We start from the raw sequence: 26,402 nt of genomic DNA on the forward strand, positions 1-26,402 counted from the left end.
GGCTTGCCAAGGGGCGCTGCGCATTTGGATCAATAACTTGTCAGTTTCGGTCATTGAGTGGCAGCGAGGCGACTCCTAATCTGTCGAGCATGACTGACGGGGGACGCAGAGCTCCCGCATTTTCCGTGATTGCCTGCTGTGGAGTTAACGATGACCGCCACTCAATACCCGCACCTGTTGGCCCCGCTGGACCTGGGATTCACCACCTTGCGCAACCGCACCCTGATGGGCTCGATGCACACCGGCCTTGAAGAGAAGCCGGGCGGTTTCGAGCGCATGGCGGCGTATTTTGCCGAGCGTGCCCGTGGCGGCGTCGGCCTGATGGTCACCGGCGGTATCGGCCCGAATGATGAGGGCGGCGTGTATTCCGGTGCGGCCAAGCTGACCACCGAGGAAGAAGCGCTCAAGCATCGCATCGTCACCCGTGCCGTGCACGATGCAGGCGGCAAGATCTGCATGCAGATCCTCCACGCCGGCCGTTATGCCTACAGCCCGAAACAGGTTGCACCGAGCGCCATTCAGGCGCCGATCAACCCGTTCAAGCCCAAAGAGCTGGACGAGGACGGGATCGAGAAGCAGATCCGCGATTTCGTCACCTGCTCGGTACTGGCCCAGACCGCCGAGTACGACGGCGTGGAAATCATGGGCTCGGAAGGCTATTTCATTAATCAGTTCCTTGCGGCCCATACCAACCACCGTACCGACCGTTGGGGCGGCAGCTACGAAAACCGCATGCGCCTGCCGGTGGAAATCGTCCGCCGCGTACGTGAAGCGGTGGGCCCGAACTTCATCATCATTTTCCGCCTGTCGATGCTCGATCTGGTCGAGGGCGGCAGTACCTGGGAAGAAATCGTCACTCTGGCCAAGGCCATCGAGCAGGCCGGCGCGACCCTCATCAACACGGGCATCGGCTGGCACGAAGCGCGGATCCCGACCATCGCCACCAAAGTGCCGCGTGCGGCGTTCAGCAAGGTCACGGCCAAGCTGCGCGGTTCGGTGAATATTCCGCTGATCACCACCAACCGCATCAACACCCCGGAAGTCGCCGAGCAGATCCTCGCCGAAGGCGATGCCGACATGGTCTCGATGGCGCGGCCATTCCTCGCTGACCCGGACTTCGTCAACAAGGCCGCCGAAGGCCGCGCCGATGAAATCAACACCTGCATCGGCTGCAACCAGGCCTGCCTTGATCACACCTTCGGCGGCAAGCTCACCAGTTGCCTGGTCAACCCGCGTGCCTGCCACGAGACCGAACTCAATTACTTACCGGTCAAGCAGATCAAGAAAATAGCCGTGGTCGGTGCCGGTCCTGCCGGTCTGTCCGCCGCCACCGTGGCCGCCGAACGCGGGCATCAGGTGACGCTGTTCGATTCGGCCAGCGAGATCGGTGGCCAGTTCAACGTCGCCAAGCGTGTACCGGGCAAGGAAGAGTTCTACGAAACCCTGCGCTACTTCAAACGCAAGTTGCAGACCACCAACGTCGAAGTGTGTCTGAACACCCGCGTTGACGTAGCAAAACTGGTCGAGGGCGGTTACGACGAAGTCATTCTGGCGACCGGCATTGCGCCGCGTCTGCCGGCGATTCCGGGTGTCGAGAACGCCAAGGTGCTGAGCTACCTCGATGTGCTGCTCGAGCGCAAACCGGTCGGCAAGCGCGTGGCAGTGATTGGCGCCGGCGGTATCGGTTTCGACGTCTCGGAATTTCTCGTCCATGAAGGCGTGGCCACCAGTCAGGATCGCGCTGCGTTCTGGAAAGAGTGGGGCATCGACACGAATCTGCAAGCCCGGGGTGGGGTGGCCGGGATCAAGGCTGCGCCGCACGCACCGGCCCGTGAGGTGTTCCTGTTGCAACGCAAGAAAACCAAGGTCGGCGACGGCCTGGGCAAGACCACCGGCTGGATTCACCGCACCGGTCTGAAGAACAAGCAGGTGCAGATGCTCAACAGCGTCGAGTACCTGAAGATCGACGACGAAGGCCTGCACATCCGCATCGGCGAAACCGGCGAACCGCAAGTGCTGCCGGTGGACAACATCGTCATCTGCGCCGGTCAGGATCCGCTGCGCGAACTGCACGACGGTCTGGTTGAGGCCGGGCAGAACGTGCACCTGATCGGCGGCGCTGACGTGGCGGCCGAGCTGGATGCCAAGCGTGCGATCAATCAGGGTTCGCGTCTGGCCGCCGAGCTCTGATCCACCCTAGAATGCCGGCTCTTTGTACAGAGCCGGCCTTCATGTTTCTCCCTCCCACCGACTGGCTGACCCCAGCCCCCCTCGAACCACTTCATCTGGACTGGCTTACCGCCTCCGGTGTTGAAGTCGCGATCCTGCGCCTTGACCGGATCGATCCGCTGATCAGCGGCAATAAGTGGTTCAAACTCGTCGAGCATCTCAAAGCCGCCGACCGTGCGGGTGCCGAAGGCATCATCAGCCTGGGCGGTGCGCACTCCAATCATCTGCATGCACTGGCGGCTGCGGGCAAGCGCCTGGGATTCACAACAGTCGGCCTGTTGCGCGGGCATCCGCAGGACACGCCGACGGTCAGGGATCTGCAGGAATTCGGCATGCAGTTGCACTGGCTCGGGTTTGGCGGTTATCGGGCGCGGCATCAGCCGGGGTTCTGGCAGCCGTGGCTGGCGCAATATCCGACGCTGCATCCGGTGCCCGAAGGGGGCGGTGGTTTGCCGGGTGCGCAGGGTTGCGCGTCATTGAAGGATCAGGTCAGTCAACAACTCGGCAAGCTCGGCTGGGACGACTACCACGGTTGGTGGCTGGCCTGCGGCACGGGCACCACGCTCGCGGGATTGGTGTTGGCGCAGGCCGGTCAGCATGCTGTATACGGCGCCATGGCCGTTCCCGACGATCACGGCGTCGCGGCCAATGTCGAGGCGATTGTGGGCAAGGCTGGAGGCTTTGATCTGATCGACGCCAGCCGTGGCGGCTTCGCCAAGGTCGATCCGGCGTTGCTTGAGTTCATCGCGCAAACCGAACAGGCCAGCGGCGTTCCTCTCGAACCGGTGTACACCGGCAAGGCCTTGCTGGCGCTTGAACAACAGATCGAGGCGGGCCGCTTTGCCCGGGGTTCACGCTTGATCTTCGTCCACACCGGCGGCTTGCAGGGCCGGCGTGGATTCGATGGTTAACCGTGGCTTCGCTTGGGCATCATCCGCAGCAACGTGTTATCGCGCACCACGTAATGGTGGTAGATCCCCGCCAGTGCGTGCAGACCGATCATCCAGTAGCCAATCGTGCTGATCAGTACGTGCCAGTACTCAACCTGTTTGGCAAAGGCCTTGTCCTCACTCACCAGCAACGGCAGGTCGAACCCATAGAACATCACCTGATGGCCCTCGGCGCTGGTGATCAGCCAGCCAAGGATCGGCATGCTGATCATGAACAGGTACAAGGCCCAGTGCATCAAGCGTGCGAGGATGGTTTGCCACGGTGGCGAGGCCGGGAAGATTTTCGGCGCCGGGCCCAGGCTGCGGGCGAACAGGCGAAACCAGACCAGCACGAACACGGTCAGCCCAAGCATGTAATGCACTTCGCGGATCAGCGTGCGACCGCCGCTGCCCTTGGGAAACAGGCCGCGCAGTTCCATGCTGGCGTACACCAGCACCAACAGCACCAGCATCAGCCAGTGCAACAGGATCGACACGGTGCTGTAACGGGATTCGGAATTTGTCCACGGCATACGGCGCTCCTCACGGTTCAGGGCTCAAGCGTGCCGTTCTGCGACGGCATGCCTTAACTGTAACCGTGTTGAAATCATTCTTCCTGCGCAATCCGTTTTTTATTGACGCATGTCATTGGCAGTGCAGTGCGTTATCAACGTGCCGGCCGGATGGCTGTAACAAGGCTTTGTTTATATTTTGTATTTGCGAAAGTTTGAGAACGCCAAGTGAGGTGGTTATTGTCTGTGGCAGTCGAAAGTTGAAATTCGGCTCGATAAATAAATCAATGGCGTCGATAAGGATGCTGTAATGGAAAAAGGATTTAATCATGGCTTTCAATATTCTTCTTAATAACAAACATGGATTTATTGTCAAAAAGGCAATGGCCAAACCAACGGTGCCGAAGCCAAGACCGAAGCCTGTGATCACGCCGCCCTCCAAGCCGGGAACCAAGCCGTCCGTTCCGCCCGTCAAGCCGCCGGTAAAGCCTCCAGTCAAGCCTCCGGCAGCGCCTGTGAAACCATCCGTGCCCCCGGCCAGGCCACCAGTAAAACCTGCTCCGCCGGTCAAGCCAAACACGCCACCTGTGACGCCGAGCACGCCAGTCAATGTCGCCAGGCCCCCAATGCCGTGGCCTACGCTCAATGTCAACGTAGACCCTGTGGCGCTGATCAACCTGCTGAGTGCGATTGGAAGCCGCCGTAATCCGGATGGATCCACCGTGTTGGCCGATGGCAGTCTGGTGAATGCGCAGCAGACGGCGGTGACGCGTCCGGACGGCATCATTCAGCATACGGACGGCAGGGTCGAATACCCCGACGGACGCATCGTCTGGCCAGACGGTACAGTCGAATATCTCGATGGGCGCATTGTTTGGGCTGATGGAACCGAACAACTGGCAGATGGTTCGGTGAAGTATCCAGACGGGCTGATTTACGATGCGCAGGGTAATCTGGTTTCCGAATGATTCTGTTTTTCTTGGAGGAAGATGATGGATCACTAGTTATCTGTTCAGAATAGGTAGTGCATTAATAAAAAGCCGCCAGCTAGTTTCAGCTGGCGGCTTTTTCTATGGAGTTTAATTGTTTTGCGGCATTTCCCCTTTGGCCAGGCGCTTGTTGATGTCGGCGATCACTTGCGGCAGATCGCTGATGGTGTCGATCATGTAGTGCGGGCGCGAGCCCTCGAACAGCGCGTGAATGCGCTTGCGCTCGCTGGCCAGCGCGTCGCTGCCCAGTGCGCGGTAGCCTTCGTAATCCAGGCCCAGCGCGTTGCCGGAGCAGATCAGCGCAACGGTCCACATCCCGGCCCGACGCCCTTCGAGAATCCCCGGTACGGTGTCGTCGATCTTCACGCAGGCGGCGACATCGTCGATGCCCAGCGCAATCACGTTGGCCAGGGCCTGGGCCGGCCAAGGGCGGCCGTTCGGCACTTCGTCGGTGGCGACGACGTGGTCGGCGATATAGCCGTTGGTGGCGGCCAGTGCCACGACCTTGTCCATCACCTGCTTCGGATAACCGGAGCAGGAGCCGATCTTGATCCCTTGCTGGCGCAGGTTGGCAATGGTCTCCAGCGCGCCGGGAATCAGCGCCGAATGCTCGGCGATTTTCTCGATCTGCAGCGGCATGAAGCGGTTGTAGATCGCGGTGACATCATCGTCGGTCGGGGTGCGGCCGAACACCTTGCGATAGCGCTCGGCAACTGACGGCTGGTCGCACAGGGTGCGAATGTGATCCCACTTGCCCATGCCCATCGGGCCACGGGCCTCTTCGATGGAGACCTGAACGTCGAATTCGGCGAAGGCTTCGACGAAGATCTGGGTCGGTGCGAAAGAACCGAAGTCGACCACGGTGCCGGCCCAGTCGAGAATGGCGGCTTGCAGTCGGGTTGGGTTGTTGTAGTTCATGTTGGTCAGAATCCTGTGTGGGCAATGCAATTCAAATGAGGGCGCGAGCTGTTCGAATCAGATGTCGAGCACTTCCATCTCGCGCAGTACTTCACCCACCGCCGCGACGGCTTCGCGCATCTGCGCCGGGGTGACGTGGCCGATGCAGCCGACGCGGAAGGTTTCGACCTGGGTCAGCTTGCCGGGATAGAGGATGTAACCCTTGGCCTTGACCCGTTCGTAGAAGTCCTTGAACTGGTAGCGCGGATCTTTCGGTGCGTGGAAGGTCGCGATGATCGGCGCCTGGATCGCAGCCGGCAGGAAACTGCGCAAGCCGAGTTTGCCCATCTCTTCCATCAGCGCCTGGCAGTTGGCGGCGTAACGCGCATGCCGCGCCGGCAGCCCCCCTTCTTCGTGGTATTGCAGCAGCGCTTCGTGCAGTGCCGCGACCACATGAGTCGGCGGGGTGAAGCGCCATTGGCCGGTCTTTTTCATGTAGCTGTGCTGGTCGAACAGGTCCATCGCCAGCGAATGCGAGTTGCCGGCGGCTGCGGCCAAAGATTCCTTGCGGGCAAACACGAAGCCCATGCCTGGCACGCCTTCCAGGCATTTGCCGGAGGCAGCAATCAATGCGTCGAACGGGATTTGCTGTGCATCCACCGGCAGTGCGCCGAACGCGCTCATCGCGTCGATGATCAGACGTTTGCCGTGTTGCTCGACGACCTGAGCGATTTCCGGCAAAGGATTGAGAATGCCGGTGCTGGTTTCGCAATGGATCAGCGCGACGTGGGTAATGTCGCTGTCGGCGCGCAGCAGGCGGTCGACGTCGGCGGCGGTGGTCGGTTCGTCTTCAGCGGTTTCAAAGGTGCTGAACGAGCGGCCGAGCACTTCGCAGATTTTCGCCAGACGCTTGCCGTAGGCGCCGTTGATCAGCACCAGCACCTTGCCGTCACGGGGGACGAGGGTGCCGATCGCGGCTTCGACGGCGAAGGTGCCGCTGCCCTGCAACGGCACGCAGTGGTGGGTGGCGGCGCCGTTGAGGATGGCCAGCAGTTGTTCGCACAGGCTGGCGGTCAGTTGGTTGAAGCGGTCATCCCATGAACCCCAGTCGACCATCATCGCCTGGCGGGTGCGGGCCGAGGTGGTCAACGGGCCGGGAGTGAGCAGGATGGGTGCGGCAGTACTCATTCGTGTGTCCTCGCGATTGCGCTGTGGGATGAAGCTACGGGGCCTACGTTGCAATTCGGCGGATCATCAATCAAATTGTTTATTGTTATGCCAACCATCAGTGAGGGTTATTCATGAACCTGTTCCAGCTTCGCGCCTTCGATGCCGTGGCCCGGGAAGGCAGCTTTACCCGGGCCGCCGCACGCCTGTTCATCAGCCAGCCGGCGGTCACCGGGCACATCAAGGCGCTGGAGGAGCATTACCAGATCACCCTGTTGCGACGCACGGCACGCCGGGTCGAGCTGACGGAGGAGGGCACCAAACTGGCAGCGATCACCCGGGCGATGTTCGGCATGGCCGAAGAGGCCCAGGCGCTGCTGGAGGCCAACCGGCAGTTGCTGACCGGGCGTCTTGAGGTGGCGGCGGACGGCCCGCACCTGGTCATGCCGATGCTCGCCAGCCTGCGGGCGCGCTATCCGGGAATCACCGTGAATCTGCGGTTGGGCAATGCTCAGGAAACCTTGGCTGCGTTGTTGTCCGAACATGCTGATGTGGCGGTGCTGACCGAGGTCGAGCCGCGCAAAGGGCTGCATCTGCAAGCACTGAGTGAATCGCGCATTTGCGCGCTGGTGCCGGCAGGGCATCCGTGGGCGACACGCAGCGGCGAGGTCAGGCTCGAGGCGCTGGATCAGGTGATCATGGTGTTGCGCGAGCCGAGTTCGATTACCCGGCGCACGTTTGATCAGGCCTGCGCCCAGGCGTCGGTCAGCCCACGGGTGTTGCTGGAACTGGACAGCCGCGAGGCCGTAACGGAGGCGGTGGCGGTTGAGCTGGGGGTTGGGGTGGTGTCATCGGTGGAGGTCAGCCACGATCCGCGCGTTGTCGCGATTCCCATTGCGGGAGAAGGGCTGGTGAACCGGCACATGATCGGCTGCGTGGAGCGACGGCGGGAGTTGCGCTTGATTCAGGCGTTTTTCGGATTGGCCCCCACCTGATACCCACCAGAGCGTGGGAACGATCTATACCAAGCTTTCGCGCACCATCTCGAGAAACGTCGCCACCACTCGCCGCGAACTCTGCTCGCGCAGGCACACCAATGTTTCGGTCAGGCGCCGGGTGCAATCGGTGATCGGCAGCGCGCAGACCCGCGAGTCCGCACCAAACTCCGCCGCCGACACCACCCCCACGCCAATCCCCACCACCACCGCCTCGCGCGCGGCTTCCCGGCCTTCGACCTGAATCGCCGGGCGGATGCGGAAACCGGCGCGGGCCATTTCCTCTTCCAGGGTCTGGCGGGTCACCGAGCCGTGTTCGCGCAGCACCAGCGGCGTGTCGTCCAGATCTTCCAGGCAGATCGATTCACGCTCGGCCCACGGATGATGGCGGGAGACAAACGCCACCATCGGGTCGTTGCGCAGCGGTACGCACAGCAGGCGTTCATCGCTGACATCGCGCCCCAGCAACGCCAGATCGGCCTGATAGTTGAACAGGCGAAACAGCGATTCATCGGTGTTACCGGTCTCGATCTTCACGCTGATCCCCGGATAGCGTTCGCAGAACCGAGCGATCTGCGGCAACACATGCACCGGCGCATCCACCGCCAGAATCAGGCTGCCGGTCTGCAAGGCCTGAGACTCTTGCAACAACTCCTGGGCTTCGGCCTCAACCACGAACAGACGCTGGGTGATTGCCAGCAAGCGTTCGCCCAGATCCGTCAGGCGCACCGAGCGTTTGTTGCGATGAAACAGCAACACACCGAAGCGTTCTTCGAGTTTGCGCACCTGGTCGGAAATCGCCGGTTGCGTCAGATAAAGCCGCTCGGCGGCCTTGGTGAAGCTTCCGTGCACGGCCACGGCGTGAAAGGCTTTGAGCTGGGCGTGTGAAACCGACATGGCTGACTCCATTAACAAGCTGAGCTTATTTGTGAAATACGATAAATCGATTTTATTTATTAAACAGTAATTGCTTTGATCGGCTCACGCCAACGCTGACTGTCCGGTCGGGCAGCGACGCTGGCCATGAGCCTGTGCGTGCAACACCAGGACTCATCTGACCGGTATCGCCGAAGGGACGGGGTGATATCGCAGTGCTCAACAATAAAAAACACAGGCGTTTACTTAACGATTCTGCCGGCACACTCACACCCTGAGGTCAGAACCACAATGAACAAGCACATCGGCACCCTTGCGCGTTGGCGCATGCAGATCTTCGCTATTACCTGGCTCGCTTACGCCGCGTTCTATTTCACCCGCAAAGCCTTTTCGGTGGCCAAACTGGGCATCGCCGAAGACCCAAGCTTCACCCTCGACAAAATGGCCATGGCCAACCTCGACGCGATTTACCTGGCGGCCTACGCCATCGGCCAGTTCACCTGGGGCATGCTCGCCGATCGCTTCGGCCCGCGGGTCGTGGTGCTCGGTGGTTTGCTGATTTCCGCCGCTGCAGCGCTGGTGATGGGCAGCTTCGCAACCTTGCCGATCTTCGCCACCTGCATGCTGATTCAGGGGCTGGCGCAGTCCACTGGCTGGTCGGGGTTGTGCAAGAACCTCGGCAGTTTCTTCCCTTCCGAACAGCGCGGGCGCGTGCTCGGTTTGTGGAGTTCCTGTTATGCATTCGGCGGTCTGGTGGCCTCGCCGTTCGCCGGTTGGTGGGCGTACACGCTGATCGGTTCGTGGCACGCGGCGTTCATTTCCAGTGCGGCGGTGGTGGCGATGGTGGCGGTGTTGTTCTTCATCTTTCAGCGCAATAAACCGGAAGATGTAGGCCTGCCCGCTGTGGAGCCGGAGCCGGTCATCAGCGCCGAGGAAGCCGAAGCCAACAGCAAACTCAGCGTGTGGGAACCGCTCAAGGAAATCCTGCGCAACCGTACGGTGCTGGTGCTGGGTCTGGCGTATTTCCTGTTGAAACCGGCGCGATACGCGATTCTGCTGTGGGGCCCGGTGATTGTGTTCGAGCAGATGCCTTCGGTCGGCAAGGTCGGTGCGGCGATCATTCCCACGGCGTTCGAGCTGGCCGGGCTGTTGGGGCCGATCATGATCGGCCTGGCCTCGGACAGACTGTTCGGTGCCCGCCGCATGCCGGCCTGCGTGCTGAGCCTGCTGGCATTGACCGTGACCCTCGCGCTGTTCATGGGCGCCTTGCAAACCGGCAGCGTGATGCTGGTGGTGGCACTGCTGTTTGTGATGGGCCTGACCCTGTACGGCCCGGATTCGATGATCAGCGGCGCGGCTGCGATCGATTTCGGCAAGGCCAAGGCCGGCGCCACGGCGGCAGGATTTGTCAACGGCTGCGGCTCGGTCGGTGCGGTGCTCGGTGGTTTGCTGCCGGGCTACTTCGACTCGGTGACGGTGTTCATCGTGTTCGCCGGTTGCGCGCTGTTCTCGGCGCTGGTGCTGATTCCGCACTGGAACAGCCGTCCGGTCGGCGTCATGGAACCGCGTGCCTGCGTGCCCAATCGCGCCCTGAGCATCAAACCCCTGCGTAACTGAAAAACCTTGCCTCGCGGCCTGCTGCGGCGCTCGCGGCAGGCAGTGCCGTGGCTGACTGACTGGAGAATCCCATGAGACCGTTTTGGCTGGAGCAGGCTTTGCAGCTCGACACGTCCCAACCTTGCCCGCCGCTGCAAGGCGACGTGCGCACTGACGTGTGCATCGTTGGCGGCGGTTATACCGGGTTGTGGACGGCGATCATGCTCAAACAGCAGAACCCCGAACTCGATGTGTTGCTGATCGAAGCCGACATCTGCGGTGCCGGCGCCAGTGGGCGCAACGGCGGTTGTGCGCTGTCGTGGTCGGCGAAGTACTTCACCCTCGAGCGGCTGTTCGGCGTTGAAGAAGCGGTGCGGCTGGTCAAGGAATCGGAGCGCAGCATCCACGCCATCGGCGAGTTCTGTGAGCAGTACGACGTGGATGCCGATTACCGGCTCGACGGCACGCTTTACACCGCCACCAACCGCGCGCAATGCGGCGCCACCGATGCGGTGATCGCGGCGCTGGAACGCAATGGCATAAATTCGTTTACCCAACGGCCGGTCGCCGATGTACAGCGCATGGCCGGTTCGGAAAAACACCTGGAAGGCTGGTTCTCGCCCGCCGCCGCCAGTGTGCAGCCGGGCAAACTGGTGCGTGGCTTGCGCCGGGTGGCGTTGCAACTGGGCGTGCGGATTCACGAAAGCACGGCGATGACGGGGCTGGAGGAGGGCCGCCCGGCGCGCCTTCACACGGCGAACGGGCGGGTGGCCGCCGATCGCGTGGTACTGGCGATGAACGCGTGGATGGCCCGCGCCTTTCCGCAGTTCGAGCGCAGCGTGGCGATCGTCTCCAGTGACATGTTGATCACCGAACCGCGTCCGGACCTGTTGCAGGAAATCGGTTTGACCAGCGGCGTGACCGTGCTTGATTCGCGGATTTTCGTGCACTACTACCACAACACCCCGGACGGCCGAATCATGCTCGGCAAAGGCGGCAACACCTTCGCTTTCGGCGGGCGGATGCTGCCGGTGTTCGACCAGCCATCGCCTTATACCGGTTTGCTCAAGCGCAGCCTCGACGACTTCTTCCCGGCGTTCGCCAATGTGAAGGTTGACGCCACCTGGAACGGTCCTTCGGATCGCTCGGTCACCGGCCTGCCGTTCTTCGGCCAGATGAGTGCCAGCGGTAATGTGTTCTACGGTTTCGGTTATTCCGGCAGCGGTGTCGGGCCGTGCCACATGGGCGGGCAGATCCTCGCTTCGCTGGTGCAGGGCCTCGACAACCCGTGGACGCGTTCGCCGCTGGTCAACGGGCCGCTGGGTTACTTTCCGCCGGAGCCGATCCGCTACCTCGGCTCGCTGATAGTGCGCAACGCCATTCGCCGCAAGGAGCGCGCCGAGGATCACGGACGATGGCCCCGGCACCTTGACGTGCGTCTGGCGAAACTCGCGGCGGCGGCGGGCAAGGCCGACAAGGCTTGATCGTCAGCGCGGCGGGGCGGAGCGGTTGAGCAGCCAGTCGAGCAGGAGGTCATCGTCGGGCTCGGTTTCTTTCGGTTGTGCCGGTTGAGGCCGGCAGGCGTCGAGGCAGAGGACCGGCCGGTCGGGATCGCTGTCGAGAAAACTCACCCAGACCTCACTGCCGGCACAGGGCAGATGTTCCCGAGTCAGGCCGGCGCCGGCATGGGGCATGACCACCGGCAGCCACAGCCCTTCGCTTGCGCCGTCAAGTGAGTGTTCCGGCCACAACCGGACGGCAATGCGTCCCTGTTCGTCCACTTGCGCCGGTTGCCCCGGCGCACCGAGCAATTGCGCCGGGTGATACCCCGGAATGCCCGGACGCGGTTGTTTCGGCGGCGGACGAAACGGGGTCGACCACGGCAGCGCCGTGAAATCGTTGTGATAGCGGCGAACCGTCGGCACCGGATCGAGAATCGAAGGTTGCTGGCCCTGATGACGCAAGTCGGTAATCAGCCACTGCTCGTTGAACGCGCTTACCGGGTGATCCATCACTTGCAACAGGCGTCCGCTGAGCAATCGCGGACAATCGCTGCGGCCCTGAATCGAGCGCGATCGACAGCGTTGGCGCTCCAGCAGGCGACGACTGCGCTGGGCCGCGTGACGTTGCGCAGTCGGTAGAAATCCCGCTGGGGCGATGGCACTGCCCAGCGTGTGATTGGCGGCCTCCTGGCCCGCAATCGCTTGCCCTCGCTCATGCACGCCGGCGGGCATCTGAGGTAGCACTGCCTCATGGCGCTGGAAAAGGCTGCTGAGGCCGGTTGCTGGCGCATCGATCTGCGTGTTGAAAGGAATCGCCGTCGGTTGTTGCGGCAGGCTCAGGCTGTCATCGGCGAACACCACCACATGGCCGTCCGGCTGATGTTCGAAGTGATAGTGGATGCCTTCCTCCTCACACAGCCGTTGCAAAAACGCCAGATCGGTTTCTTCGTACTGAATGCAGAACGGGCGCGGCGGGTAGTGGCCGACGGTCATCTCGATCCGGTAACTGTGAGCAGGCAGGTGATGTTCACTGAGCAATTGCTCAAGGATGGCCGGCACGCTCAATTGCGTGAAGACCCGGCGTACGGGATGTTGCTCCAGCGCTTGCAGATGCGGCATCAGCACCAGTTGGTAGGCGATCCGGTGCGTTGCCCGGTGTTCGCAGCTGGCACTTTGAATGATGCCGTGAATCCCGTGGTCGTCGCCCAGATGCAGAAACGCCGCCTGATGCAGCAGTGTGCCGGGTGACCAGGCGGGCGCCAGGCCCATGACCTCGACGTCGAACCGATAAGGCTGATTCAGCGCCTCATGACCGTTGAAGCGCAGAACCGGCAGGCGGATCCCGCCTTCGGCCAGGGTCAGCGAAAACGGACTTTCCTTGTCATTGAGCATGGGGGGCGGGCTCTGTCAGGCAATACGGGCGAATGAGGGTACGAAAACGCGGCGCTGAATGGACGTGGCAAACCGGTTTTTCAGAATCGCCCTACAAGGCGCGTAGAAGATGTCGATGCGCATCGGAATTTTTGGTCGATTGCCGACTTTAGGCCGTATAAACTTGGCGCCATGCGTCGGCCAATAGATGTCTCGGCGCCACAGATCAAGAGAGTGAGTAATGGGCGCACAGTGGAAGGTTAAACACAAAGAAGCGGCAGCCAACGCCAAGGGCAAGATCTTCGGCAAACTGGTGAAGGAAATCACCATTGCTGCACGTAACGGTGCCGATACCGCCACCAACGCACACCTGCGTCTGGTGGTCGAACAGGCCAAGAAAGCTTCGATGCCCAAGGAAACCCTGGATCGCGCCATCAAGAAGGGTGCAGGCCTGCTGGGCGAAACCGTTCAATACCATCGCGTGACCTACGAAGGTTTTGCACCGCATCAGGTGCCGCTGATCGTCGAGTGCGTAACCGACAATATCAACCGCACCGTGGCGGAAATCCGCGTGGCATTCCGCAAGGGGCAACTGGGGGCTTCCGGTTCCGTTGCCTGGGACTTCAACCATGTCGGCATGATCGAAGCATCGCCGGACACCCCGGACGCCGACCCGGAAATGGCCGCGATCGAAGCCGGTGCTCAGGATTTCGAGCCGGGCGAAGACGGCGCGACCCTGTTCCTGACCGACCCGACCGACCTTGATGCCGTGCAGAAAGCTCTGCCGGGACAAGGCTTCACCGTGCTGTCGGCCAAGCTGGGCTACCAGCCGAAGAACCCGGTCAGTGGCCTGAGCGACGAGCAGATGGCTGAAGTCGAGGCCTTCCTCGAAGGCCTGGACAACCATGACGACGTGCAGGACATGTTCGTCGGTCTGGCCGGCTGACAAACCAGAACATCGCAGCCTTCGGGCTGCGATTTTTTTCAGCCGTGTTGCAACGCCTGGCTGATCTCGCCGAACCCCGGCCGCGCCAGCACATCCGACTGACAGCAGCGCTGTTCCAGGGCTTCCAGCGCCTGACGCTGCTCATCGCTCAACCCCGAGTCGATGCGCGCCAGCAGTTCCCCCAGCAAAATCCCGAACGCCCGCACTTCGAGGCGTTGCAAGGCGCGGGTTTCAGGCGTGTCCGCCGTGGCATGGAATGACGCCGCACCAAAATCCCCCAGCAGACAATCGCCCTGATCGTTCAACAGAATGTTGTGTCCGTAAAGATCGCCGTGGGTGATGCCGTGACCGTGCAGATGCCCGGCGACCGAGGCGATGCCCCGGGCGATGCGCAGGGCGACCTCGGCACTGAAACGGTAATCTTCGGCATACACATCCCGTGAACAGGACGCCAGGCTCGGCAACCCGGCCAGGTTGCGGTAACTCGGATCGATCAACTGCATCACCAGGCCTTGCTGACCATCGGGATGTTGACCGATGCGGCCTTCGACGCGGATCAGGTTGGGGTGCAGCCCGGCAGTGATGCACGCGTTCATTTCATGCAGCGGCGAGCCGTCGCTGGTCATTTCGCCCTTGTACAACTTGACTGCCACGGGCGTGGCCGGCTGATCCGCAGGCTGCCACTGCGCCCGGTAGATGACCCCGGAAGCGCCTTCGCCCAGCCGTTGTTCCAGCTGCAGCGCCGACCAGTCGATCAGGGGCGCGGCGCCGAGTGCGGCGGCATCGGCTTCGGTTTCCAGCGGATTGCCGGCGTAGGCCAGCCAGGTCAGGCTCGGCAGGGTCAGCAGCCATCGCGGTAACTCGGTCAACTGGTTGGCGGCGATGCGGATCAGCTCCAGCCGATGGCACTGGCTCAGTGACGGCGGCAGGCAGCGCAGGCGATTGCCGGCGAGCATGAGTTTCTGCAGCATCGGTCGTTCGCCCAGCTCCGTGGGCAGGGTTTCGATGGCGTTGTCGGTCAGGATCAGCCAGCGCAAATGCGGCGGCAGCGCCGCGCCCGGCACCTGAGTGATGCGGTTGGCCTTGAAGCCGATCATCGTCAGCGCCTGGCACTGGCCCAGGCACGCCGGCAATTGCGTGAACTGATTGTCCGAGCAGAACAGCACGCGCAGGCGTGTCAGACGGTGCAGGTCATCCGGCAGGCTGCTCAGGGCATTGCCGCTGAGGTTGAGCACTTCCAGCGAATCGGCCAGGTTGAAAATCTCTGACGGAAATTCAGTCAGGCCTTCCGCCAGATCGAGCCGGGTGATGCCTGACAGTTCGCCGGCGCGCAGTTGTGCAAGGGTGTGCATGAAAAGGATCGCTATCGAGAAGGCGCACGGGCGCCGGAAATGGGCCGCATGATAACGGCAAATCAGCCCGGTTCGTGCACTTCGCGCAATTGCCCGAGCCGGCTGCGGGTGCGGGCCAGATCGATCGCCTGGCCGCCGAGGCTTTCGCGCAGCGGGAGCTGGCCGAGCAGGGTCAGGTGTTTGTCCTGGTCGTAGAGCACGTCGATCAGGTTGATGAAACGCTGCTGGGCGGCGATCGAACATTCGCCCAGCTCCGGCAGATCATCAATGATCCAGTGGTCGAAACGCCGGCACAGTTCCAGATAATCCATCACCGCCGTGGGCTGTTCGCAGAGGTCGTTGAAGGTGAACCCCACGCGCCGGTCTTCGCACAGGCGCGCCTGCAAATCCCGGCTGCCGACCGTCAGAGGCAACGGCGTGGCGTCGAGTGGCGGCAGGTTCAAGGTCTGGCGTTGCGCCGGGGTGGCCGGCCAGACGTAATGGCCCTGGGTAAACAGCTGATGCGCGTGACGGCGCGCCTGGCTGCGGTAGTCGTGGGGGCCGCCGACCTCCATGACCTGCATGCGCGCATTGATCAGGTCGATCACCGGTTTGAACCGCGCGTGGTACAGCGGGTTGGGCAACAAGCCTTCCGGTGGGTAGTTGGAGGTCACCAGCAGCAGGATCCCGCGCTTGAACAGGGCCTTGAACAAGCGGCTGATGAGCATCGCATCGCCGATGTCATGCACATGAAACTCGTCGAAACACAGCACCCGACAGTCCTGCAGCAGTGCGTCGAGGGTGACGGCAAGGGCGTCGTCGCAGGCACGATGCTCGAACATGCCTTGATGCAGTTGGGCGAAGAATCCATGGAAATGCAGGCGGTGCTTTTGCTGGATCGGCAACGCCTGGAAGAATCCGTCCAGCAGCCAGCTCTTGCCGCGCCCGACCGCCCCGTGCAGATACAGGCTGGGCGGAGTTCGCGCAGGGGTGCCGAACAACAGACCGGCCTGCTGCGCCATGCAGTCGATGACCCGCTGCTGGCTGTGGCTGAGGGTGTAGCCCTGGCCCCGGGCCTTTTGCTGGAAGTAGTCGCGGACCGATTGCGCGCTGGCAGCGCACTGGCCGGCAGCAGAAGTGGAGCGTTTGCCGAAGAGGCGGCGCAGGGCTGACCAGCGATGGGTCAGACGCGGACGTTCGGGCGGTCGGGTGGGCACTGCAGTCACTCCGTCATCATCGGGCCGGCTCACCCCGAGCGCGGCGGCGTAGTGTAACCAGACGGGTAGTTTTGCTTCCACTGCGCTTTATCGTTTTTCCGCACAGTAATCTGCGGCGTGTACAGGTTTTTTCAACATTATGAATCGACCTGTTGCCAACCTTTTGAAACAAGTCCGGCCGGTGACTGGATCCAGTCGACTGGCGCAATTGGCGTCCGTTGCTAACCTGAAACACTGTAACGGCACCGACGCCGTCGCGATCAAGGAGCAGGCGGTGAATGCAGGGATGGTCTGGGCATTGCTGGGCGGGCTCGCGGCACCGGTCCACGCTGCCGACCTTCAGGTCGAGGTGCGGGTCGAGGTGCAGCGCGGTTGCCAGTTGATCGGCCAGCAACGCGAAGCCGGCATTGAGCAGCCGGGCGTGCTCGATTTCGGCACTACGTCACGGCTCGGCGACCGGGACGGGCCTCTCGGTGCGGCGCTGATCAATCCGCGTCTGCCACGTCTGGAATGCAACCCGGACACCCCGTATCAGCTGCGCGTCGATGGCGGCCTGCACGGTGGCGTTGGCGAGGTGCGCTATATGGCGGGGGAGGCCGGCGGCAAGCCTATTCCTTATCGCCTGTATCAGGACGCCGCACGGCGGGTGCCGTTGGTGGTGGATGTGCCGGTCAGTGGCCGGGTGCCGGACAGCGGCACGGTGGACTTGCCGTTATACGGGCGGATCGAACGGATGGCCGAGGTGCCACGGGTCAGCCGGTATTCGGATCTGGTGAAAGTAACGGTCACCTGGTGATCGCGGAGTTTTTCAGCCATTCGGTGGAACCGGGTGGCGCAGGGACGGGCGTTCAATGATGAGCGCAGTGGTCGAGTGATCCTGAGGGAGTAGGGGCTCAATGATGGGCAGACACGGGCGGGTCATCGCCGCAGCCACGCTGCTGATGTTCACCGAGTTCGCATCAGCGGCGGTCAGTGGGCAGATCCTTGCGCGGCTGACGCTGATTGCCGGTTGCGAGGTGACCAACGCGACCAGCCCCGCCAGTCCGGTGGATGGGCTGGGCGCTCTCGATTTCGGCCAGCAGGGCCCGACCTGGAACGCGCCGATCAAGGCCAGCCTCAGCGAAGCAGGCAGCGGCCAGCTCAATGTCGCCTGCAACCCTTCGGTCACCGGGTTTACCGTGACTATCGACGGCGGCACCCATGGCGACGGCACGACTCGCCGGCTGAGCAACGGGCGCCAGACACTTCCCTATCAGCTGTTTCTCGATGCCTCCGGCAGCCAGAGCTACCGCATCGGTCAACAACACAATTTCGCTGTCACCAGCGGCGCACAGATACCCATCCCGGTATTTGGCTCGGTGGTGGCGAACACCCGTGCGGTACCGGCCGGTGTCTACACCGACACCCTGACGGTGACGCTCGACTGGTAACCCCGCAGAGGACGGACATCATGCATACGATTGCATCAAGGATAGGTTTGTCGTTGCTCGGCCTGACGCTCGCTTCCAGCGTCAATGCCGCCACCACGGTCACCGGCCAGATCACCTCCAGCCTGATCCTGATCAGCAGTTGCCAGGTCAACGGTTCCGGCGGTTCTACCGGGCTGAACTTCGGTGCGTTGAACTTCGGCACCGCCAACAGCCTGTTCACCACGGCCACCGGGCAGGTGCTGGGCGGCGGGGGCGGGGCGCTGTCGATCCTGTGCTCGGCCGGCACCACGCCAACGGTCAAGGTCCGGGCCGGTGCCCATGACGGTCTCTCGCCGGGCGGCACGCGCGCGCTGTACGACGGGGTTGCCAACTATGTGCCGTATGACCTGTACACCGACGCCGGACACTCGCAATTGCTGGCCATCGACGGGGTGATCAACCTCGCGGCCAGCACCGGCGTGGCGCAGACCGTGAACATCTACGGTCAGGCGGTGGGCAAGGCCGGGCTGCCGGCGGGTACGTACACCGACACGATTTCCGTTGAACTGACGTTCTAGTGCCATGGGCCGGCATGGCTGTGCGGCGCTGCTTCTGCTGTGTGCGTGCAGCTTGCCGCTGCCGTTGGCGGCGGTGACCAGTCAGAGCTTCCAGGTCAGTGCCACGGTGACGCCGGGCTGTCTGGTGGTGGGGGGCGTATCGAACTATGGCGGGCTGAATTTCGGTTCGCGATCGGCGCTGGCCACCGATACGGTGCAGGTCGCGCTGACCGGCGGCGTCTCGCTGCAATGCACGCCGGGGGTGGCGCTGAACATGACGGTCGATGGCGGTCAATACAACAGCGGCGGGCGACGCATGCAGATCAACGGGGGCAGTGCGAAGGTCGCGTATGCGCTGTTTCGCGATGCGGCGTACAGCCAGAGCCTGGGCATCGGCCAGAGCGTGGCGGTGGCCTACAGCGACGCGAACAACATCAGTCTGCCGATCTACGGGCAGGTGCTATTGCCGGGCAATCTGCCCGGGGGGACATACAGCGATGTGTTGCAGGTGCAGCTGTCGTGGTGATGTGACATGACAAGGAGCAGGTTTATGGGGTTTTTCACGTCACGCCATTCGTCCGTGTGTCGGGCCGTGCTGGTGCTGCTCATGTTCGGGATGCTCAAGGCCCAGGCTGCCAGTTCGGTGCTGATCTGGCCGATCGATCCGGTGCTGGAAGCCGATCAGCAGGCCAGTGCGCTGTGGCTGGAAAATCGCGGTACTGAAACCGCCAACCTGCAGATCCGCGTGTTCGGCTGGAGCCAGAGCGGTTTCGAAGAGCAGTACCGTAATCAGCGCGAGGTGATCGGCAGTCCGCCGGTGGCGAAGATCGAGCCGGGACAGAAGCAACTGGTGCGCCTGACCCGCACCAGGGACGTGCCGCCAGGCCAGGAACTGGCATACCGGATCATCATCGATGAAATCCCCTCGGGCCAGCCGCCCGTCGTCGAAGACGGCAAGACCGCTGCGGCGATCCGCTTCCAGATGCGCTATTCGGTGCCGCTGTTCGCCTATGGCGCGGGCCTGTGGAGCAAGGAGGACAGCGCCCGTCAGCGTGACCCCAAGGGTATCGGCCTGCCGCAATTGAGCTGGCGCACGGTGGCGGTGGAGGGCCGTCCTTATGTGGAAGTGCGCAATCAGGGCGCGGTGCATGCGCGGCTGACCGATGTCGCCATCATGCAGGGTGGCCAAAGCAAACCGTTGGCCGAAGGCCTGCTCGGTTATGTGTTGCCCGGTGCAGTGATGCGCTGGCCGGCACCGGGGCCGGGGGCTGCAGAGCTGGCGGGACGGGTCAATGGCGCGGCCAAGGCGCAGAGCATTCCGCCGGCGCGATAGCCGTAGCGAGTCATGTCGAAGTGATCAGGCTTCGGCGCCAGCGGTATCAGGAGGAAGCAGTCCATTGACGGACGTAACACGCTAATGAGTCCAGGATGGGCTCGACGTATTCAGCGTCCGTTGTGGCTCATGACCGGCGCGTGGTGCCTGATGTTCATTCATCCATCCGGGGCCGGCGAACTGCCGCCGCCTCCCAGCGGCATGGAGGCCGTGAGTGATGCACAGTTGTTTCTGGAACTGGTGGTCAACCAGATGAATACCGGTCGCGTGGTGGCGGTGGAGCAGCGCGGCGGGCGGTTGTTCCTGCCGGCCAGCGTATTGCGCGACACCGGCATGAAGTTGCCGGAAGAGGCCGGTGCCGAAGTCGATCTCGACGGCCTGCCGGGCCTGCACAGCGATTACGACAGTGTCAGCCAGCGCTTGCTGCTCGACGTGCCGCCGGACTGGCTGCCGGAGCAGTTCATCGGCAATCGCGAAGTCTATCCGCGCACCCCGGCGCTGAGCAGTTTCGGCGCCTTGTTCAACTATGACCTGTACCTCAATGACACCGACGATGCCGGCACTTATCTGGCGGCATGGAACGAGGTGCGGCTGTTCGACAGTTGGGGCACGCTGTCGAATACCGGGCAATATCGCCGCACGTTGTCAGGGGATGCAGTCAGTACGCTGGACAACGGCTATCTGCGTTACGACACCACTTGGCGCTACTCCGATGACGAGCGGATGCTGACCTACGAGGCCGGGGACGTGGTCAGCGGCGCCTTGCCCTGGAGCAGTTCGGTACGGCTGGGCGGCGTGCAGTTCTCACGGGATTTTGCGGTGCGTCCGGATCTGGTGACCTACCCGCTGCCGCAGTTTGCCGGGGAAGCGGCCGTGCCGTCCTCGGTGGATCTGTTCATCAACGGCTACAAATCGAGTAGCACCGATCTGCAACCGGGGCCGTACACCCTGACCAATATTCCGTTCATCAACGGCGCGGGCGAAGCGGTGGTGGTGACCACCGATGCGCTGGGCCGGCAGGTGTCGACCACGGTGCCGTTCTACGTCACCAGCAGCCTGTTGCAAAAAGGCCTGAGCGATTTTTCGGTGGCCGCCGGCACGCTGCGCCGCGATTACGGCCTGAAGGATTTCAGCTACGGGCCGGGCGTGACCTCGGGCAGTCTGCGCTATGGCGTCAGCGACATCTTTACTCTGGAAAGTCATGCCGAAGCGGCGGATACCCTGACTCTCGGAGGATTGGGCGGTAACTTGCGACTGGGTAATTTCGGGGTGCTCAACGGTGCGATCAGCCAGAGTCGCTTCGACGGCGACGCTGGTCAGCAAGTGAGCCTCGGTTATCAATACAGCGGTCAGCGCTACAGCTTTTCCTACCAGCGTCTGCAACGTCGCGACCGGTATGCCGACCTGACGGTTGTGGACAGTTCCTACACCACGCTCAGTCGGCGCAGTGAGCAGGCGACCCTGAGCCTCAACCTCGAACGCTGGGGCAGTCTCGGCGTCGGTTATTTCGATATTCGCGCGGCGGACGCAACCCGTACGCGGCTGCTCAACCTGAGCTGGAGCAAACCGCTGTGGCGCAACAGCAGTTTCTACCTGTCGGCCAACCGCGAAATCGGTGACAGCCACTGGGCGGTGCAGGCGCAATGGGTGATTCCGTTCGACCTGCGCGGCAGCCTGGCCATCAGCAGCGAACGCAGCAAGACCGGGCAGACGCAGCAACGGGTCAACTACAGCCGCGCCGTGCCGTCCGAGGGCGGGGTGGGCTTCAATCTCGGCTATGCCAAGGGCGACGGCGCCGATTACCGCCAGGCGGACGTGACCTGGCGCCTGCAATCGGTGCAGTTGCAGGCCGGCGTCTACGGGACGTCCGACGCCGAAACCCGTTGGGCCGATGCCAGCGGTTCGCTGGTGTGGATGGATGATCAAGTGTTCGCCGCCAACCGTATCGACGATGCGTTCGTGGTGGTCAGCACCGACGGCTACGCGGACATTCCGGTGCGTTACGAGAACCAGCAGGTCGGCCAGACCGACCGCAATGGCCACTTGCTGGTGCCGTGGAGCAGTGCCTATTACCGCGGCAAGTACGAAATCGATCCGCTGAACCTGCCGGCCAACGTGCGCAGTCCGAATGTCGAGCAACGTGTTGCCGTGCGCCGGGGCAGCGGCTATCTGCTGGAGTTTCCGCTGAGCCGGGTGATTGCCGCGAGCATCGTGCTGGTGGATGCGCAGCAAAAGCAATTGCCGCTGGGCAGTGGCGTGTTGCACGAGCAGAGCGGCACTCGGACAGTGGTCGGCTGGGACGGGCTGGTCTATCTGGAAAATCTCCAGGCACAAAACTCGCTGCGAGTGACACTTGCGGACGGCAAGCTCTGCCAGGCGCAATTCAGCGTCGATCTGCAGCAGAACGAAGTGCCGCTGATCGGCCCGCTGGTGTGCCAATGATCCGGGCGCGGCGTGTTCTGTGGCTGCTGTTGCTGTTGCTGCTGCCGGGGCTGGCGCAGGCGCTGTGTTCGGTGGTCCCCACTACGCCGGCCGGGTTCGGGACGATCAGTTCGATCGCCGTGCGCACCACCTCGCAACCCAGTTCCACCTTGAACGGGGGGCTGAGTTGCACCGGTTCGCTGCTGTCGCTGTTGACCAACAATGACCATTTCTGGGCCACCGTCACCTCGACCCAGAGCGGTTTGCTCGGGCCTTCGGGCGATGTGATCGGTTACACGATCTACGCCAACAACAGCACCAGTTATCCGCTGACGCGCGGCACCGCCTATGACTTCGCCCGCAACGGCATCATCGATGCCTTGGGATTGCTGGCCGGCACCGTGCCGAAAACCGTTCCGCTCTATTTCGGCACCACCGTCGGCAGCAATGTGGCGGCGGGGGTGTACAGCGAGACCCTGAGCATCTTCTGGAGCTGGAATTACTGCTCGGGCATAGGTGTCGGCGGGCTTTGCCTGGGTCGCGACATCAACAGCGGCACCACGACGCTGACGGTCAACCTGACAGTGGCCAACGACTGCACCATTACCGCGCCGAACATCGCTTTCGGCAGCGCGCCGGTGGTCAGTGCGTTCACCCCGGTGACCGGGCAGACCATCAACCTCGCCTGCACCAAGGGCAGTGCCTACACCGTGGGTCTGAACGACGGGCAGAATGCGCTGAGTGTCGGCGGACGGCGGCGGATGATTTCCGGTAGCAACTATCTGGCCTACGACATTTTCAAGAGTGCCGGGACCACCCGTTGGGGCAGCGTCGGCGCGGCCCGCCGGGCCAGCAGCGATGCCGAGGTCAACCCCGGCAACGGTCTGGGCACCGGCAGCCAGATCTTCAATTACAACGCGAAAATCTACACTGACCAGACCACACCGCCCGCCGGAACCTACTTGGACAATGTGGTGCTGGATGTAGGGTTCTGAACCGGCTAGAAGCTCAGAGATTGCTTGAGCATTTTCGCCGCCGGGGTATCGGTCGGGCTGACCATCGCGTAGTTGTAACCCTTGCCGGACCAGTACTCGGCCTGCAGATCCCCGTCCTGGCGGCTGCCCCGGGGCAGAAAGGTATTTTTCGGTCCCGGCGGACGCACGTAGAAACTGACCTTGTGCCCGCTCTGGTCTTCATACATCACCATCGCCGCCGGGCCTTCATCGGTGCTCAGCAGACGGCCGCTGACCGGTGCAAAACCGGCCGCCGTCAGATCCGGCAGGCGATTGGCCTGAGTGAAATAACGATCGAGCCAGCGCTGGATATTGCCGTCGTCCTCGACCTTGTAGTCCGCCGGCAGAAGCCCTTGCTGAGCAATCAAACGGTACGCTTGCAAAGCATCCGTCATCGGTGCCGGAGGATGAAACACGGTCATGTCCCGGGCTTTCCAGCCACCGACACCGCCGAGGCTGACGGCAATCAACAGCACTGCCGCGCTGGCCCACTGGCGACGCGACTGGCGCTTGAGTCGCTGGCGAATCAGCGCCGGATCGAGGTCCGGATTGTTCGGTTGCTGCAAGGCACCGCCGAGGGCGGCGCGCAGGTGCTGGGCGTCCTGTTGCCAGGCGCGAACCTGCGCCGCTTCGTCCGGGTGACTGGCGAGCCAGGTTTCCAGCACATGCCGGTCGGCCTCGCTGAGCTGATGGTCGACGTAGGCGTGCAGGTCACGTTCGTTGGGGGGCAGACTGATCATTTGAGTATCCGCAAGGAAGGGCTGCTGATTTCCCCGTCGCTGAGCTGGCGCAGGGCCTGGCGAGCACGGGACAGGCGCGACATCACGGTGCCGGTGGGGACGCCAAGAATCTCGGCGACCTCCTTATAGGTCAGGCCTTCCACCGACACCATCAGCAGCAGCGCGCGCTGTTCGGTGGGCAGTCGGTCGAAGGCCTTCAAGGTCGATTGGGCAATGACCGTGCGTTCCACCGAAGGCTCGGCGTCATCGCGGCCGGTGAAGAATTCGAGCATCCGCGCATAGCGCCGCGAACGCCGATGCGCATCGAGAAACTGCCGGTACAGGATCGAAAACAGCCAGGCGCGCAGATCGCCATCGGCGCGTTTATCGCCCCACCCCGACAGCGCCCGCTCGAGGCTGGCCTGTACCAGGTCGTCGGCGCTGCTGCTGTTGCGTGTCAACGACAGTGCGAAGCGGCGCAATCTGGGGATCAGATCGCGTAATTGCTCGTCGAGTGTATTCATGACAGGGACATGTTCTGGGCCACAAGCGCGGTAGTGGTAGGAAAGACGCCTCTCGACACAGCTTATTCCATTCCAGAAGCTGAAAGATTTCATTACTGGCGACGTAGGAAAGTTCGCCGCGTTCTGTAGTGCGTGTAATGGATTCAAATCCCCCGGCTCAACCTGTCCGACAAGCGCAGGCAGCCACCGATGTCGCCAGCAGGCAATCGGTGGCCGAAGCGGCTGAAACGATGACTTGAGCAAAAAAGGGATGTTTTAAATGCACGCAATCGTAATGAATCCCCCCGCACCGAGTGTCGGCCCTGAGGCCTGGCGGACATTCGGCTGCGGCCCGATGGCCGAGCCTGAGTTCTCGTTGATCCACCGTGCGATCGAGGCGCGGGCGGCGACACACCCGCAGCAGGTGGCCGCACGCTTTCAGGGACGGAGCCTGACGTACGGCGAGTTGAATCGCCAGGCCAACCGGTTGGCCAGATTGTTGTCGAGCCATGGCGTAGCACCGGGCGATCACGTGGCACTTTTCGTCGAACGCTCGATCCCGATGCTGGTGGGCATGCTTGCGACCTTGAAGGTGGGGGCCGCTTATATTCCACAGCATGTCGGCATTACCCCGACCCCGCAGTTGAGCCACATCATGTCGGTTGCTTCGACGCAGGTGGTGTTGACGCTTTCAACGCTGGCCCATGCGATTCCCCTGACGGCCGGGCAGCATTGCATTCATCTGGATACGTTCATCGACTCGCCGGGCTCGGCTGTCGATGACGTCAATGTGGGAAAGGATATTTCGTCACCGGATGCCTTGTGTTTTGTGTTGTTTACGTCCGGTACGACCGGTCAGCCCAATGGTGTCAGGGTGACCCAACGCAATGTCTGCAACATTCTGCTGACCGGCCCCGGCAATCTCGGCATGGGGCCGGGCATGAACGTCGGGCAGATCCTCAATATCGCCTTTGACATGGCTGCCTGGGAAATCCTCGGCTGTCTGGCCCATGGCGCGACGCTGCTGATCCGGGGCAAGGACATTGCCGAAACCGCCGAGCAGTGTGACGTGCTGATCGCGACGCCATCGATTCTCGCCACGCTGGATCCGGCGCGCTGCAGCCAAGTGAAAGTGGTGGCGCTGGCCGGCGAACCGTGCCCGCAGCCCCTGGCCGATCGCTGGGCGTCCTTTTGCGATTTCTACAATGCTTGCGGCCCTACAGAAACCACCATCGTCAATACCATGCAGCACTACCGAGGCGTGGGCCCGTTGACGATCGGCAAGCCAACGCCCAACAACACCGTGTACGTGCTGGATGAATCGGGCCAACTGTGCGCGCCGGGTGAACAGGGCGAAATGTGGGCCGGCGGCGATTGTGTGACGGCCGGGTATCTGGGCAATCCAGCGCTGACTGCCGAACGTTATCGGCTCGATCCGTTTCTGGGGCAGGGACGCATGATGTTTCGTACCCGTGATCTGGGACGCTGGACCACTGACGGCGAACTGGAACACTTGGGCCGAGTGGACGATCAGGTGAAGGTTCGGGGCTTTCGCGTTGAACTGGACTCGGTATCGGCGGCGCTGGAGTCTGCACCGGGCTGCGAGCGCGCGGTGACCTTGAAGTTCGATAACCGTCATCTGGTGGCGTTCGTCTATCCCGCTTCAACGGATACCGACGAAGCGCGACGCCGTTGCGAGGAGCGTCTGGCCTATTACTGCGTGCCTTCGATGATTCTGCCGGTGGACGACATCCCGCTGACCTCAAGGGGCAAGGTCGATAAACGCTTGCTGCTTGAGCGGGCTCAGGCGTATCAGGCACAGCTCGTTGCCACCACTGAGGAGGCAGGGCAATGACTCAGGTCGATGACGCTTTTGCCCTGCCACCTCGA

25 protein-coding genes are annotated in these 26,402 nt (G+C 62.5%); 15 read left to right on the top strand and 10 right to left on the bottom strand.

From position 1 onward, the window contains the following. Window positions 1-150: 150 nt before the first annotated feature. Both L6D81_RS00670 and L6D81_RS00675 read left to right on the top strand, forming a co-directional pair. A complete protein-coding gene (locus L6D81_RS00670) occupies window positions 151-2,190 on the top strand; it encodes an NADPH-dependent 2,4-dienoyl-CoA reductase (protein WP_236177460.1) in 2,040 nt (679 codons plus the stop codon). Window positions 2,191-2,231: 41 nt separating this feature from the next. After that, window positions 2,232-3,140: a 1-aminocyclopropane-1-carboxylate deaminase/D-cysteine desulfhydrase gene (locus L6D81_RS00675; RefSeq protein WP_236177462.1), complete on the top strand. Its 909-nt coding sequence runs from the start codon at window positions 2,232-2,234 to the stop codon at window positions 3,138-3,140. On the opposite strand, the gene L6D81_RS00680 is transcribed toward L6D81_RS00675, so the two are convergent. Together L6D81_RS00680 and L6D81_RS00685 are read right to left on the bottom strand one after the other, a co-directional pair. Continuing rightward, the gene (locus L6D81_RS00680) at window positions 3,137-3,691 is read right to left on the bottom strand and encodes a cytochrome b (RefSeq protein ID WP_236177464.1); all 555 of its coding nucleotides are present in this window, start codon (window positions 3,689-3,691) and stop codon (window positions 3,137-3,139) included. The genes L6D81_RS00675 and L6D81_RS00680 overlap by 4 nt on opposite strands. Before the next feature lie 112 nt (window positions 3,692-3,803). Next, window positions 3,804-4,322, bottom strand: a complete 519-nt coding sequence (locus L6D81_RS00685) for a hypothetical protein (RefSeq protein ID WP_236177466.1) — start codon at window positions 4,320-4,322, stop codon at window positions 3,804-3,806. A gap of 10 nt (window positions 4,323-4,332) precedes the next feature. Between L6D81_RS00685 and L6D81_RS00690 the strand changes: the two genes are divergently transcribed. Beyond that, complete coding sequence (locus L6D81_RS00690; protein ID WP_236177468.1) at window positions 4,333-4,638, top strand: hypothetical protein; 306 nt, start codon at window positions 4,333-4,335, stop codon at window positions 4,636-4,638. Window positions 4,639-4,749: 111 nt separating this feature from the next. Here L6D81_RS00690 and phnX read toward each other — a convergent pair whose 3' ends face one another. Together phnX and L6D81_RS00700 are read right to left on the bottom strand one after the other, a co-directional pair. Next, on the bottom strand, window positions 4,750-5,577 hold the full coding sequence (gene phnX, locus L6D81_RS00695) for a phosphonoacetaldehyde hydrolase (RefSeq protein ID WP_236177470.1): 828 nt from the start codon (window positions 5,575-5,577) through the stop codon (window positions 4,750-4,752). Window positions 5,578-5,634: 57 nt separating this feature from the next. After that, on the bottom strand, window positions 5,635-6,744 hold the full coding sequence (locus L6D81_RS00700; protein ID WP_236177472.1) for a 2-aminoethylphosphonate--pyruvate transaminase: 1,110 nt from the start codon (window positions 6,742-6,744) through the stop codon (window positions 5,635-5,637). 113 nt (window positions 6,745-6,857) lie between these two features. Between L6D81_RS00700 and L6D81_RS00705 the strand changes: the two genes are divergently transcribed. Next, window positions 6,858-7,718, top strand: a complete 861-nt coding sequence (locus L6D81_RS00705; protein ID WP_236177474.1) for a LysR substrate-binding domain-containing protein — start codon at window positions 6,858-6,860, stop codon at window positions 7,716-7,718. 24 nt (window positions 7,719-7,742) lie between these two features. Here the strand turns inward: L6D81_RS00705 and L6D81_RS00710 are convergent, their stop codons facing one another. Next, window positions 7,743-8,615, bottom strand: coding sequence for a LysR family transcriptional regulator (locus L6D81_RS00710; RefSeq protein WP_064380790.1), 873 nt, complete (start codon window positions 8,613-8,615; stop codon window positions 7,743-7,745). A gap of 270 nt (window positions 8,616-8,885) precedes the next feature. Between L6D81_RS00710 and L6D81_RS00715 the strand changes: the two genes are divergently transcribed. Next, a complete protein-coding gene (locus L6D81_RS00715; protein ID WP_236177475.1) occupies window positions 8,886-10,211 on the top strand; it encodes an MFS transporter in 1,326 nt (441 codons plus the stop codon). 71 nt (window positions 10,212-10,282) lie between these two features. Continuing rightward, the gene (locus L6D81_RS00720; RefSeq protein ID WP_236177477.1) at window positions 10,283-11,674 is read left to right on the top strand and encodes an FAD-dependent oxidoreductase; all 1,392 of its coding nucleotides are present in this window, start codon (window positions 10,283-10,285) and stop codon (window positions 11,672-11,674) included. Window positions 11,675-11,677: 3 nt separating this feature from the next. On the opposite strand, the gene L6D81_RS00725 is transcribed toward L6D81_RS00720, so the two are convergent. Next, on the bottom strand, window positions 11,678-13,084 hold the full coding sequence (locus tag L6D81_RS00725) for a type VI secretion system Vgr family protein (protein ID WP_236177479.1): 1,407 nt from the start codon (window positions 13,082-13,084) through the stop codon (window positions 11,678-11,680). Window positions 13,085-13,304: 220 nt separating this feature from the next. Here L6D81_RS00725 and L6D81_RS00730 point away from each other — a divergent pair, with 220 nt between their 5' ends. Next, on the top strand, window positions 13,305-14,009 hold the full coding sequence (locus tag L6D81_RS00730) for a YebC/PmpR family DNA-binding transcriptional regulator (RefSeq protein ID WP_236177481.1): 705 nt from the start codon (window positions 13,305-13,307) through the stop codon (window positions 14,007-14,009). Between the two features lie 38 nt (window positions 14,010-14,047). On the opposite strand, the gene L6D81_RS00735 is transcribed toward L6D81_RS00730, so the two are convergent. Together L6D81_RS00735 and zapE are read right to left on the bottom strand one after the other, a co-directional pair. Next, window positions 14,048-15,361 (bottom strand): leucine-rich repeat-containing protein kinase family protein, encoded by a 1,314-nt coding sequence (locus L6D81_RS00735; protein ID WP_236177483.1) that lies wholly within the window; start codon window positions 15,359-15,361, stop codon window positions 14,048-14,050. 62 nt (window positions 15,362-15,423) lie between these two features. Then, complete coding sequence (zapE, locus tag L6D81_RS00740; protein ID WP_236177485.1) at window positions 15,424-16,557, bottom strand: cell division protein ZapE; 1,134 nt, start codon at window positions 16,555-16,557, stop codon at window positions 15,424-15,426. Between the two features lie 286 nt (window positions 16,558-16,843). Here zapE and L6D81_RS00745 point away from each other — a divergent pair, with 286 nt between their 5' ends. From L6D81_RS00745 to L6D81_RS00775, 7 genes are all read left to right on the top strand, one after another. Beyond that, entirely contained in the window at window positions 16,844-17,353 is a 510-nt protein-coding gene (locus L6D81_RS00745; protein ID WP_236177781.1) for a Csu type fimbrial protein, read from the top strand. Between the two features lie 100 nt (window positions 17,354-17,453). Further along, complete coding sequence (locus tag L6D81_RS00750) at window positions 17,454-17,987, top strand: Csu type fimbrial protein (protein WP_236177487.1); 534 nt, start codon at window positions 17,454-17,456, stop codon at window positions 17,985-17,987. 20 nt (window positions 17,988-18,007) lie between these two features. Further along, window positions 18,008-18,544, top strand: coding sequence for a Csu type fimbrial protein (locus L6D81_RS00755; protein ID WP_236177489.1), 537 nt, complete (start codon window positions 18,008-18,010; stop codon window positions 18,542-18,544). A 4-nt stretch (window positions 18,545-18,548) separates the two neighbouring features. Continuing rightward, window positions 18,549-19,049: a Csu type fimbrial protein gene (locus tag L6D81_RS00760; protein WP_236177491.1), complete on the top strand. Its 501-nt coding sequence runs from the start codon at window positions 18,549-18,551 to the stop codon at window positions 19,047-19,049. A 24-nt stretch (window positions 19,050-19,073) separates the two neighbouring features. Continuing rightward, window positions 19,074-19,856 (top strand): fimbrial biogenesis chaperone, encoded by a 783-nt coding sequence (locus tag L6D81_RS00765; protein ID WP_236177493.1) that lies wholly within the window; start codon window positions 19,074-19,076, stop codon window positions 19,854-19,856. An 84-nt stretch (window positions 19,857-19,940) separates the two neighbouring features. Continuing rightward, window positions 19,941-22,298, top strand: a complete 2,358-nt coding sequence (locus L6D81_RS00770) for a fimbria/pilus outer membrane usher protein (RefSeq protein WP_236177495.1) — start codon at window positions 19,941-19,943, stop codon at window positions 22,296-22,298. Next, window positions 22,295-23,272 carry a Csu type fimbrial protein gene (locus L6D81_RS00775; protein WP_236177497.1) on the top strand — a complete coding sequence of 326 codons (978 nt, stop codon included), beginning with the start codon at window positions 22,295-22,297 and terminating at the stop codon, window positions 23,270-23,272. Before L6D81_RS00770 ends, L6D81_RS00775 begins: the two co-directional genes overlap by 4 nt. A 5-nt stretch (window positions 23,273-23,277) precedes the next feature. Here L6D81_RS00775 and L6D81_RS00780 read toward each other — a convergent pair whose 3' ends face one another. After that, complete coding sequence (locus L6D81_RS00780) at window positions 23,278-24,030, bottom strand: anti-sigma factor family protein (RefSeq protein ID WP_236177499.1); 753 nt, start codon at window positions 24,028-24,030, stop codon at window positions 23,278-23,280. After that, window positions 24,027-24,533 (bottom strand): sigma-70 family RNA polymerase sigma factor, encoded by a 507-nt coding sequence (locus L6D81_RS00785; protein ID WP_236177501.1) that lies wholly within the window; start codon window positions 24,531-24,533, stop codon window positions 24,027-24,029. The genes L6D81_RS00780 and L6D81_RS00785 overlap by 4 nt, the downstream gene beginning before the upstream one ends. Before the next feature lie 259 nt (window positions 24,534-24,792). Between L6D81_RS00785 and L6D81_RS00790 the strand changes: the two genes are divergently transcribed. Continuing rightward, window positions 24,793-26,367, top strand: a complete 1,575-nt coding sequence (locus L6D81_RS00790) for an amino acid adenylation domain-containing protein (protein ID WP_236177503.1) — start codon at window positions 24,793-24,795, stop codon at window positions 26,365-26,367. Window positions 26,368-26,402: the final 35 nt, after the last annotated feature.

The sequence above is a fragment of the Pseudomonas sputi genome, from assembly GCF_021603585.1.
Classification (GTDB): domain Bacteria; phylum Pseudomonadota; class Gammaproteobacteria; order Pseudomonadales; family Pseudomonadaceae; genus Aquipseudomonas; species Aquipseudomonas sputi.